This window comes from Malaciobacter sp., assembly GCF_055140965.1.
On record NZ_JBSRRO010000010.1, the window covers coordinates 47319 to 59716 of the forward strand.

At 28.6% G+C, this 12398-nt stretch carries 10 protein-coding genes; 1 reads left to right on the forward strand and 9 read right to left on the reverse strand.

The features are described 5' to 3' along the window. Positions 1-9: 9 nt before the first annotated feature. The 9 genes from ACTCCZ_RS04715 to ACTCCZ_RS04755 form a co-directional block, all read right to left on the reverse strand. Positions 10-1665 (reverse strand): hypothetical protein, encoded by a 1656-nt coding sequence (locus ACTCCZ_RS04715; RefSeq protein ID WP_079577213.1) that lies wholly within the window; start codon positions 1663-1665, stop codon positions 10-12. After that, complete coding sequence (locus ACTCCZ_RS04720) at positions 1649-2212, reverse strand: HyaD/HybD family hydrogenase maturation endopeptidase (RefSeq protein ID WP_079577212.1); 564 nt, start codon at positions 2210-2212, stop codon at positions 1649-1651. The genes ACTCCZ_RS04715 and ACTCCZ_RS04720 overlap by 17 nt, the downstream gene beginning before the upstream one ends. Then, a complete protein-coding gene (gene cybH / locus ACTCCZ_RS04725) occupies positions 2209-2880 on the reverse strand; it encodes a Ni/Fe-hydrogenase, b-type cytochrome subunit (RefSeq protein WP_079577211.1) in 672 nt (223 codons plus the stop codon). Before cybH ends, ACTCCZ_RS04720 begins: the two co-directional genes overlap by 4 nt. Positions 2881-2889: 9 nt before the next feature. After that, a complete protein-coding gene (locus ACTCCZ_RS04730; protein ID WP_079577210.1) occupies positions 2890-4620 on the reverse strand; it encodes a nickel-dependent hydrogenase large subunit in 1731 nt (576 codons plus the stop codon). A gap of 3 nt (positions 4621-4623) precedes the next feature. Continuing rightward, on the reverse strand, positions 4624-5784 hold the full coding sequence (locus ACTCCZ_RS04735) for a hydrogenase small subunit (protein ID WP_079577209.1): 1161 nt from the start codon (positions 5782-5784) through the stop codon (positions 4624-4626). A gap of 441 nt (positions 5785-6225) precedes the next feature. After that, entirely contained in the window at positions 6226-7581 is a 1356-nt protein-coding gene (locus ACTCCZ_RS04740; RefSeq protein ID WP_079577208.1) for a nickel-dependent hydrogenase large subunit, read from the reverse strand. After that, positions 7568-8479 (reverse strand): NADH-quinone oxidoreductase subunit B family protein, encoded by a 912-nt coding sequence (locus ACTCCZ_RS04745; RefSeq protein WP_079577207.1) that lies wholly within the window; start codon positions 8477-8479, stop codon positions 7568-7570. Before ACTCCZ_RS04745 ends, ACTCCZ_RS04740 begins: the two co-directional genes overlap by 14 nt. Next, complete coding sequence (locus ACTCCZ_RS04750; protein WP_079577206.1) at positions 8466-9059, reverse strand: TetR/AcrR family transcriptional regulator; 594 nt, start codon at positions 9057-9059, stop codon at positions 8466-8468. Before ACTCCZ_RS04750 ends, ACTCCZ_RS04745 begins: the two co-directional genes overlap by 14 nt. Positions 9060-9179: 120 nt before the next feature. Then, the gene (locus ACTCCZ_RS04755; protein ID WP_079577205.1) at positions 9180-11753 is read right to left on the reverse strand and encodes a bifunctional aconitate hydratase 2/2-methylisocitrate dehydratase; all 2574 of its coding nucleotides are present in this window, start codon (positions 11751-11753) and stop codon (positions 9180-9182) included. A 383-nt stretch (positions 11754-12136) separates the two neighbouring features. Between ACTCCZ_RS04755 and ACTCCZ_RS04760 the strand changes: the two genes are divergently transcribed. Then, positions 12137-12398: hypothetical protein (locus ACTCCZ_RS04760; protein WP_463187166.1), on the forward strand; the 262-nt coding region annotated here is incomplete at its 3' end.

A 12398-nucleotide genomic window follows, 5' to 3' on the forward strand; every position in this document is an offset into this window, starting at 1 on the left:
TAAAACTTCTTATTTTTGTATTACGAAGTCCTTATTATAATATATTTTGAAATTTTTTGTAATACTTTTATGCACTAATTTTGAAATTAATTCATTTGCAAAAATATCTCCTGTTAAACTTATTCCATCAAGTTTAACTTCATTATGTATGTCATCAATTAAAGTTGAAATATAGTGTGCAAAACTCTCAACATAACCTAAAGATAAAGTTTTATCATCAACTCCAGCAAGTTTAAAACTCATGCCAGATTGAATTAATTTGTGAAGCAAGAACTCTTTATTAAAAATCTTATCACTCTCTTTTAATTTATAATCAATTCTAGGACCTTTATCTAAAATGCATGACATTGCATTATCTAAAAGAACATTATGCTCTTCTATTTTTAAACTAAAACCTAAAATTACAGAAATTATTTTCCAATAAGAGTAGATACTATTTGTTTTAAGAGAAGATATATCACATTTTTTTGCATTTTCATAAATATCTGGATATTTGTTTTTATAGTTTTCAAGTAATCTAGAAGCGGTTTCATCTTTTTTTAGTGTTTCAAAAATTTCTTCAATTGAGTTTGGTAACTTATAATTTACAATATCTAAAAGTCCTTCTATATCTTTAGAATACAAAGCAATATTATCATCTTCTTTTGTTGAAGAATAAAAATTTAAAATTGATTTATCATAAAAATTATATTCATGTAAAAGTACCATAAAATGACTTTTTGAAGGTTCTTTAAATTTTGAATAAATATCATCTAAAACTTCATTATATGAGTTTGATTCTAATATTATATTCTTATCTTCAATAACTTTTATTTTCATAATATCAAGTGGTTCTAATTGTTTTTTATAAGTTAATTCATAATCAAAATCTGAATTTTCCTCATAAGTTAAGAAATCTATATCATAATCTTTTAACTCTTTAGCAAGTAAATACAATATCAAGTCATTTACAAATCTTACATTAGCATACTCTTGATTTAAAGTATTAGTTAACTTAAATACTTCATTTACTTTTAGATTTATAATAGGTTTTTCTATACTTGCAAGGGCAACTACTTCTGCTTTATTTGCAATAAAAGCTTTAGATATATTAGCTAAATTTGTACATAATAGTTTTACATTATCTTCTGTTTTCATTAGTTTTTTAAATACAAAACTTCCTGATCTTGTCTTTATTTTTATACTTTTTTCATCATTTATTAAAAAGGCTATCTTTTTAAATAACTCTTCATGATTTTCATAATGAATTTTTTCTTTATCAAGATCAATAAAGTTTAATTCATTTACATCACAAGTTGTTCCACAAATATCACAAGATATAAAGGGATTGTAAAAATCAATAGAAGTATTATCTTCAACTTTTTGTAAGCATGAAGAGCAAAATGATAAATCTATTTTTTCATTATCAAAAACTATACCTTGTTCATCACTCATTTGTGATACAACTTCTGCTGTACTATCTTTAAAAAATATTGACATTGGTAAAAGAGAACTTAAAGTTGTTGAAAACTTTGTAAGTTCATCTTCATCACCTTTTATAAATAAATTTATAAAATTACTTTTAGTTATTTTATACTCTAAATTACTTTGCTTTGCAATAGTATGTAAAAAATAGATTAAAGTGTTATTATTTGAGTTGTAATCAAATTTAAATTTTAGGATCATTAATAATCTCTCTTTTATATGAAACTTGTGATATATGTGTGATTGTTATATCATCTTTTTTTATTTTTGGTGTTATTTCTAAGCTTTTCAAATGTTCAATTATTGTTTTTTCCATTGTAGAAGTTGCATTTATTACTTCATCACTTAATTCAAAAGTCGTATCATCTGCTACTCTTTTTGGGATAATACCTAAAACTTGTGTTTTAGGTAAATCTCCATTCATTTGAATCATATTTAGTGTTTGAAGCATCTCTATTTCATGAGCACTTCCTTGCCAATCAATCTCTTTTGGTGCATTTTCAAAATCAAAAAAATAGATATCTCCAGGTTTTGAATCATTTGCATCAATACAATCTATTACAATTACATGATCAAACTTAACAATAAGTGGAATTAGCCTATGGGCTAATGTTCCACCATCTACGATACTTACACTATTATGTTCACTTTCAAACTCATATTTTTCATCTAAATAGTGAACAAAATGTGCGCCCATACCCTCATCTTGAAAAAGGATATTTCCTATACCTAAAATTAAGATATTCATTTATCTTTCTTTTTTACCCATCTATATCCACTAAAGATTGAATCCATAGCTCCAGATTTTCCATATACTGAGTTAAATACTGCAAGATATATATGAATTGGTAAGAAAATTATAAAAATCCACATTGCAATATGATGCAATTGTCTAACCCATGCTAGGCCACCAAACATTGCCTCAACTGGTCTTAAAATATCATATAACATTCCACCCATACCTTGATGATACACATGAATATATAAAATCAATCCTGTTAAAGAAATAAGAATAATAGCACCGTATACACCTACATATGCCATAAATTGCAATGGATTATAAACACCCTTTCCATGTGGATGTTTACCAATTAATAAATAATATTTAATTTGATTAATCCAAACTTTTGGATTAATGAAATCTTTAAATGAAGCTCTTTCAACTTTACTTTGCTTATCAAAGAAAAATAGATAAAATTTACCAATTGTAACTGATATTAATAAAAATCCAAATATTACATGCCATGATCTAAATAGTGCATTTAGAAAATTAACAGGTTCTCCTCCATTATGTGCTGGAGCAATAAATGGATATGCAATATAAAAACCACTAGCTGTTAAAACTATAATTGCTATTGCTCTTACCCAATGCGTAACTCTAAGCCAAAACGAAAACTCATAGTGTTTCTTTATCATAATATGCTCCTAACAGCTTGCCCCATAAACTGGGTCTACTTTATATACTCCTAAATTATTACCCTTAACATCCATTACATGAACTGCACAAGCAATACAAGGATCGAAACTGTGAATAACTCTAATTATTTCTAAAGGTTGAGAGATATCTGCAACTTTCATTCCTACAAGATTTGATTCATAAGGTCCCATTAATCCATTTGCATCTTTTGGACCCGCATTCCATGTTGATGGAACAACAGCTTGATAGTTTTCTACCACTCCATTTTTAATTCTAATCCAATGAGATAGCATACCTCTTGGCACATCACCAATAAATCTTCCTTTATACTCTTTATCTTTATCAATTTTATAAGAAGTATAAGTCTCTTGATCTACTTTTAAATTTTCAATTAATGTATTAAAAGTTTCCATTCCATTTTCTGCAATTGCTTTTGTTTGAAGCATTCTTCCAGCAGTTCTTCCAAGAGTAGTAAATAGTGCTTCTGTTGGCAGACCTGATTTTTCTAAAAATTCATTTACAATTTTTTGAATTTTTTTATTTCCACTTGCATATGATACAAGTACAGAAGCTAAAGGTCCTACTTCCATTGCTTTACCATCATATCTTGGAGATTTAATCCAAGAGTACTTTCCATTTTCATCAATTGCTTTTGAATGAACCATTTTTCCATCCATTCCAACAGTATCTTTATCTACAAAACCTGTATAGTTAGGATTTGTTTTTCCATCATATGGATGTAAAGGTTGATTATCTTTATACCAAGAGTGAGTAGCTTCTTCTGTAATTAAGTCTTCATTTATAGGATATACTTTTGATAAATCACCATTCATGATAATACCAGTATCAAATAGATATTCACTTCTATTTAATAGCATCTCTTCATGTGACATGAAGTTCATAACTCCTCTTTTTTGTACAACAGAAGGCTCAGATTTAAAAGCTTTTCCTGCCATTAAGATATCTGCATAGTATGCATTATCTACGAAGTTTTTGGCCATTTTAAATATAGTTAAATATTCACCCATTCTTGATGGATCCAATAAATCCATAATACAAGTAACACCACCAACAGTTAAACTTTGTGGATGTGGTTGTTTACCTCCAAATATAGCCATCATTTTTGCTAATTCTCTTTGAATTTCTAAGGCTTTTAAATAATGAGATAAAGCTATTAAGTTCTCTTCAGGAGTTAACTTATAAGTTTCATGTCCCCAATATGCATTTGCAAATGGGCCAAGTTGTCCTTTGTCAACAAATATTTTAACTTTATCTTGAACTGCTTTTAACTCATTTTCACCTGTACCAATTGGATATTTTGCATATTTAAATGCTTCTTTTGAAGCCTTTGCAGGATCTGCTTTAAGCGCAGATACAACATCAACCCAATCAAGACCATGAAGATGATAAAAGTGAATTATATGGTCATGTAAAAATAAAGCTTGATTCATCAAACTTCTTGTTAATTTTGCATTTAATGGAGGTTCAATTCCTAATGCATCTTCAACTGCTTCAATTCCTGCTCTATAGTGAGAGTATGTACAAACTCCACAAATTCTTTGCATTAAAAAACCAGCATCTCTTGGATCTCTGTTTTTAACAATTGTTTCTAAACCTCTCCACAATGTTGATGTTGAGTAAGCTTTTTGAATTACATTATTTTCATCTACTTCTACTTCAATTCTTAAATGTCCTTCAATTCTTGTAATTGGGTCAACTATTACTCTTTTATTTGCCATCTTTTACTCCTCATCTTCTTTTGGGTTTTTAAATTTAGATATTGCTGCATGAGCTGCTATACCAATACCTGTCACAGTTAATAGTCCAACTCCAATTCTATCAGCAGTTGCATCAGCACCTAAACCGCCAAAAACTGTATTGTATAATCTATCAGCAACAGGTTCTTCAAATGGTCCCATTGTATCCCAGAAATCAGGTTCAGAACAACCAATACATCCATGACCAGCTTGAATAGGCCAAGACATATGAGAGTTGAACTTGTTTTTTGAACAGTTATTAAAAGTATAAGGTCCTTTACAACCTACTTTATATAAACAGTAGCCTTTTTTTGCACCCTCATCACCAAACTCTTCTACAAATTCACCTGCATCAAATCGTCCTCTTCTTTCACATAAATCATGAATTCTAAGTCCATAAGCCCATTTTGGTCTATTATATACATCAAGTGCAGGTAGTGTTCCATATAAAAGGTAGTGTAATAATGTACCAACAATATTTTTCTCACTTGGAGGACATCCAGGAACATTTATAACTGTTTTGTCTGTTACTTTTGATAATGCAACTGTACCTGTTGGATTTGGGAATGCTGCTTGAACACCACCAAAGCTTGAACATGTACCAATAGCAAAAATAGCAGCTGCATTTTCACTAGCATCAATAGCATTTTGTTCACCAGTTTTTCCATGACCACCAATAGTTAAGAAATGTGAGTTTTCACCTGCTGGGATACCACCTTCAACCATTAATATATATTGACCTTTGTATTTTTCAATTGCACTTTCTAAATTATGTTCTGCTTGCCAACCAGCAGCAGCCATCAATGTTTCATGATACTCTAAAGAGATATAATCAAAAATAAGTGAATCAATTGTTGGGGCATCTGTTCTAAGTAGTGACTCAGAACATCCTGTACACTCTGCCATATGTAGCCAGATAATTGGCAATCTATCACTAAGTTCAGCAGCTTTTGCAACTAAAGGAGTAAAATTCGCTGGAAGTGCTAACATAGCAGTCATAGCACCAGCCCATTTCATAAAATCCCTTCTACTAACACCTTTTTCCTCTAAAATAGATGGAATAGACTTCTTATCATCAAGTTTTTTAAGTCTTTCTAAACTTGACAATCTTTTTGATAACTTACTAAATAAATCAGTTGTTTTCAAAATAGTTCCTTTTTATTGAAGTAAAATAAACTTTTTAAAATTTATTTTAAAATTTTTTACCTAAACCTTAATAGATACACTATAAATGAACAATCATTCATGTTTTACTTATAAAAAAAACCAAATTAAATCTGGCATTTTTTTAAACTCGTTTAATGTAATATAAACTAATTAATTAATATTACATAACTTAAACTTAACCAAGTGTTAATTTTTAATTTTCTAATTTTTTTTTAAAATAAGATTATAATGTGTGTAAAATCAACTCAAAGATTATAAGTTTAATTTATTATTATATTAAATAATTAAGTTAAAACTTTCACTTATCTTAAAAATTTTTTTTAATGTTTCTTAAGTTAATATTATTTTTTAGCATATTTCTATAAATAAAAAAATTTTTGTTCTTTTTTTGTCACTAAAATGGCTTAAATGTGGCGTTTACTAATGTGTTGTGCAAACAGAACAAACATCAAAACTTCTAAGTATAATTTGTGCTTTTTCTAAAGAATCAACTCCAATTATTGCTTTTTGTGCAACTCCAAGTTTTGCATTTATTCCTGGACCTAAATTCCACACAGTAGGTGTAATTACATCATAAGATTTTATAATACCTTTTTCCATAATTATTTTATGATACAAAGATCCTCTTGCTGCTTCAACAGTACTAATTGAACTTGCATGTTCTATTTCACTATAAGAGTATTTAGGTTTTATATAAGACTCTTGGGATATATCAATTTTTGAGATTAAATCCTTTGTTTTTATTAAAAGATGGGCAAACTCGTCCATTCTTGCAAAGACTCTTGTAAATACAGAATCTTTATACTCTTTATGAATTGATTTTATAAAACTTCTATTTGAAACTAATGCTCTTGATAAAGGTCCTGTTTCATAAAATTCATTATTATAAAGTGCAGTTTTTGACCAAGTATATTCATTATCTTTTTTAGTACTGTTTACTTTAAAACTATTGATATTTTCTTCTTTTACTTTATTTATATCAATTTTATGTTTATTTTTTGTTTTTATCTTAGCACTTTCAAATAAAGAGCTTGAAGCTAATACTATATGAGAATCATAACTTTTACCAATTTTTTCAAGTTCATTTTCAAAACTTATATTTTTAAAATCTTTAAGTGCATAATCCAATTTTTCTAAAGAGTCTATATTATCAAATGAAAGGTAATCAATAATATCAACTCCGGCTAAACTATTTTCAAAAAATATTACTGCTTGATCTAAATAGTTTTGCATTGAAGTTAAATCAAGAAGGGTAGGATCACTCATGACTCCACCAGGAACCATATATGAAGTATGTGGCCATTGACCACCTATAATTGCTAATGACTTTATAATTTCACTTGTAATTTTTGAAGCATTAAGCCATTGACTACCTTTAATTGCTTTATATTTTTCATATTTTATATCAGAAGATAATTTCGCAATATCTGGCATAATAAACATATAAAACCATTTTATATGAGAATCAATTATTTCAATATTTAAACCAATCTCTCTTAAAAGTTTTGCTTTATTTGTAACTTCTAATGGTTCATTAATATTTGTATATATATTTTCCAAAGCTTCAACAGTTGCTTTTAGATGTGCTTGTCCACAAATTCCACAAATTCTAGGAGTATAAATCAAAGTGTCAAGTGCAGGTTTATTTTTTAAAATATATTCAAAACCTCTAAAATTTAAAAACTCTATTCTTGCATCACTTATACGACTATTTTCCCAAGAACAAACTAATTTGGCTTCGCCTTCAATTCTTTCGATTATATCAACTGTTTTCATATTCTTCTTTATTTATTAACTTATTATTTAATCTATCAATTTTAAAAGTTTTTGCAACTCCTGTAATTGTTAAATATGCTCTTTTATTTATACCTAAAGGAACTTGCGTTGGTATACCAATATTTTTTTTAGTCTCTAACATATTTTCTCTTGGAAAATCAAACTCTGTACAACCAATACAAGGCATTCCAGCTCTTGTTTTTGTATTTACATCATTCCATAAAACTCTATTGCAATTACTATGTGTCATTGGTCCTCTACATCCTTGTTCATAAAAAAGACAGCCCTCTTTTACTCCAAAACTTTTTGCTTCAACTTTCCATTCAAAGTATTCATTTCTTGTACATCCATGGTGTGCAAGACCATAATATATCTCTTTTGGACGTTGTTTATCATCTAAAAGTATTGTTTTATTATTTTTAAGAGTAAATAATGTCTGCAAAATCCATTCTGGATGAACAGGACAACCTGTAAGATTTATAATTTTTTGTTTTAAATTATTTAGTTCTAAATTATTTAAATAATCTGGAACTCCTTTTATACTTTTGTCTTCATCAAATTTTGCATGAATCCCACCAAATGATGCACATGAACCTACACTAATTATATAAGATGCTTTATTCGCTAATTTTATTAATAATTCTAAAACATTATTATCTGAAATTGTAAAATAATCACTACTTGAAGTAATAGCTCCTTCAATTAATAAGAAGTCTATATTTTCAAGATTAATTACATCATCTAATGATGTGTCTGTAGTTAAAGAAGGATGATAAAATAAATCAAAACTATTTAAAAAAAGTTCAAATCTAGAAGAGTTTGAACTTAATAAAGAATGAGTATTCCCATTACAAGTAATTGCTTGAAGCCAAACAATCTTAGGTTTATGTCTTGTCACTTTTTAATGCTCTATATATATTTTCAGCTACACTATCTGAATATTCTAAAAGATCTTTATCTAAAACTTTCTCACCACTTAAAAAAGCAAAACCACCTAAACATCCCATAACCATAGAAAAGGCAGAGAAAAATTCTTGTTGTCTTAACTCATTTTTTTCAGCACCTTCATCAAGAAGTATCATAACCTCAGTTACAAACTCACTTACGCATAAAAAGCCCTCACAACCTTGTGCAAAAACTTCTCTATTTGAAAGATAAACTCTCAAAAAATACTCTATTACTTCAGGGGAGTCTTTTACATTTTCTAAATATTCTCTTGTAAATAGAAAAATTTTCTCTTTACAAGAAATATCCATATGATTTATAGTTCTTAACTGTTTTGCTAAAATATTAGTTGAGTATTTAATGGCATATTTTGCCAATTCTTCTTTAGAGGCAAAATAATTATACATATTACCAACACTCATTTGCATTGATTTTGCGATATCAGGGATAGTTGTATTATAAAAACCTTTTGTTGAAAAAAGTTTTAACGCATTTTGAATTATACTATTTTTTTTAACTTCTTTTGCAGACAATTTATATACCTTTATTTTATGTACATTTATAATAGTATAACTTATTTTAATAATGAATGAAAGTTCATTAAATAAAAATACTTAAGCCACATTTCGTGACTTAAGTATACAGTTTAAATTTTAATGTACTAAATTAGTTAACTCAGTATCACTTACTTCATGGAAATTTAAATATTTGTAAATACTATCTCTTTTTTCAGCAGTAATTTTTTTAGGAACCATATTTAAATACTCTTCTTTACTTGGAAGTCTTCCAAGAAGTGCTGCAAGTGCTGCAACTTCAGCTGAACCTAAATATACTTTTGAATTTTTACCAAGTCTATTATCGAAGTTTCTTGTACTAGTTGAGAATACAACAGCACCTTCACTAACTTGTGCTTGGTTACCCATACATAATGAACAACCAGGCATTTCAATTCTTGCACCAGCTGCTGCAAAAATTGAATAATAACCCTCTTCTGTTAATTGAGCTTCATCCATTTTTGTTGGAGGCGCAACCCACAATTTACCTGGAACTTCACCCTCACCTTTAAGTACTTCACCTAAAGCTCTAAATAGTCCAATATTAGTCATACAAGAACCTACAAATACTTCATCAATTTTCTCTGTTGGTCTTTTTGGGTCTGCTAATATTTCACTTAATGTTGCAACATCATCTGGATCATTTGGACAAGCTAAAACTGGTTCAGTAATTTTATCTAAATCGATTTCGATAGTTGCTGCATATTCTGCATCTGCATCTGGTTGTAATAATTCTGGATTTGCAATCCATTCTTTCATTTTATCTGCTCTTCTTTGTAAAGTTCTAGCATCTTCGTAACCCTCTTCAATCATTTTTTCAATTAATGCAATGTTTGAAGATAAGTACTCAATAATTGGTTCTTTATCTAATTGAACAGAACAAGCTGCTGCACTTCTTTCTGCTGATGCATCAGAAATTTCAAATGCTTGTTCAACTTTTAATTGAGGTAAACCTTGAATTTCAATAATTTTACCAGCAAAAATATTTTTCTTACCTTTTTTCTCAACAGTTAATAAACCATCTTCAATTGCTTGGTAAGGGATTGCATTTACTAAATCTCTTAGTGTAATTCCAGGTTGCATTTCACCTTTGAATTTTACAAGAACAGATTCTGGCATAGTAAGTGGCATCATACCAGTTACACCTGCAAATGCAACAAGCCCAGAACCAGCTGGAAATGACATACCAATAGGGAATCTTGTGTGAGAATCTCCACCAGTACCAACAGTATCTGGTAAACAAAGTCTATTTAACCATGAATGAATAACACCATCACCTGGTCTTAATGTAACACCACCTCTTGAATTAATAAAATCAGGTAATGTATGTCTTAATTTAATATCAGCTGGCTTTGGATAAGCAGCTGTATGACAGAATGATTGCATAAGCATATCTGCACCAAAACTTAATGCAGCAAGCTCTTTAATTTCATCTCTTGTCATAGGTCCAGTAGTATCTTGAGAACCTACAGTTGTAGCTATTGGCTCTACATACATACCAGGTTTAACACCTTCAATTCCACAAGCTCTTCCTACCATTTTTTGTGCTTGTGTAAATCCTTTTCCATTATCTTTTGGTTGCTCAGGAGCTAAGAACATATCAAATGCACCTAAACCTAATGCTTCTCTAGCTTTAGCTGTAAGTCCTTTTCCAATGATTAAAGGAATTCTACCACCTGCTCTTACTTCATCTGTTAATGTATTTGGAGCAAGTTTAAACTCTGATACTACTTTACCATCTTTTTCAATTACACCATCATATGGTTTTACAACAATTTCATCACCAGTTTCTAAATTATCAACTGGAGCTTCAATTGGTAAACATCCTGAATCTTCTGCTGTGTTAAAGAAAATTGGAGCAATAATAGAACCAATTACAACACCACCTGTTCTTTTATTTGGAACACCTGGTATATCTCTACCCATATGCCATTGAACAGAGTTAATACCTGATTTTCTTGAACTACCTGTTCCTACTACATCACCAACATAAGCTAATGGATTACCTTTTTGTTTCAACTCTTCCATAGTTTCAAGTGGTTTTTCCATTTTTGATTGTAACATCGCAGTTGCGTGTAGTGGTATATCAGATCTAGTAAATGCAACAGTTGCAGGAGATAAATCATCTGTATTTGTTTCACCAGGAATTTTATAAACAGTTAATTTAATTTCTTTTTCTAAGGCAGGTTTATTTGTAAACCACTCTGCATTTGCCCAAGATTCAATTATTTCTTTTGCTTTTTCATTTCCTGCATCCATTAATTCTTTTACATCATTAAATGCATCATATACTAATATTGTATTTTTTAATTGCTCAGCAGCAGCGTCTGCTACTTCATCATTTTTTAATGCTTCAACTAGTGGAGAAACATTAAATCCACCCATCATTTTTCCTAAAATTTCAATAGCTTCATGCTTTGAAATTACAGAACATGACACATTTCCTTTAACTACATCATTTAAAAATGCAGCTTTTACATATGCAGCATCATCAACACCTGGGTTGATTCTGTTTTTAAATAGATCTAATAAATAATCTGCTTCTTCAACTGAGTCTGCTTTTAACAACTCTACTAACTGTGCAGTTTGTTCAGCAGTTAAAGCTAATGGAGGAAGATTCCCTTCATTAAGTCTTTCTTCTGTGTGTGCTTTATATTCAGCAATTAAACTCATTAATATCTCCTAATTGATTTGTACTTATAGTATAACATAATGTTTGCTTTAGACAATGTACAGTTTTTGTTAAAATACGTACAAGTTTGTAATTTTGTAAAAAAAAGTTACAAAAAAAGTACACCATGTGTTAAGTTTTTATCATTAATCGTATTTTAGACTATTTTAATGGTTTTATTAAATCTTTTTTTTTACCTATAACTAAGTTTCAGAAAATATTCTAAAATAGATAGATGTACAATTATTGTACATTTACTTTTGATTTTTGAAATTAATATTTTAAATATAAATTAATATTCTTTTCTAATAAATTGTTTTTGCTACTTGTAAGCTATTGTAAAATTGTAAGATTTTCATAATCTTTTTAAAATAGGAGTATTATTGTGGAAATACTATTTTTTATAATTATTCTTATGATTTTTGGTTTTTATTCTTATCCTTTTGTTTTATGGCTTTTATTTATAGCTATATACTCAACTATATTTTTTGACGTAGGAGTATATTTTTGGATATTTTTTACTCTTTTTACAATATTTACTCTAAATAGAAATTTTAGACAAAACTTTATAATAGATATTTTTTTAAAATATTTAAAAAACAATGAAATAGATTTTAAAATTTATAACAATATATACTATTTAAATG

Bases quoted from the DNA above. Each gene is read 5' to 3' on its own strand.
- ACTCCZ_RS04715 (WP_079577213.1), bottom strand. From the start codon at position 1,665: ATGATCCTAAAATTTAAATTTGATTACAACTCAAATAATAACACTTTA.
- ACTCCZ_RS04720 (WP_079577212.1), bottom strand. From the start codon at position 2,212: ATGAATATCTTAATTTTAGGTATAGGAAATATCCTTTTTCAAGATGAG.
- cybH (WP_079577211.1), bottom strand. From the start codon at position 2,880: ATGATAAAGAAACACTATGAGTTTTCGTTTTGGCTTAGAGTTACGCAT.
- ACTCCZ_RS04730 (WP_079577210.1), bottom strand. From the start codon at position 4,620: ATGGCAAATAAAAGAGTAATAGTTGACCCAATTACAAGAATTGAAGGA.
- ACTCCZ_RS04740 (WP_079577208.1), bottom strand. From the start codon at position 7,581: ATGAAAACAGTTGATATAATCGAAAGAATTGAAGGCGAAGCCAAATTA.
- ACTCCZ_RS04755 (WP_079577205.1), bottom strand. From the start codon at position 11,753: ATGAGTTTAATTGCTGAATATAAAGCACACACAGAAGAAAGACTTAAT.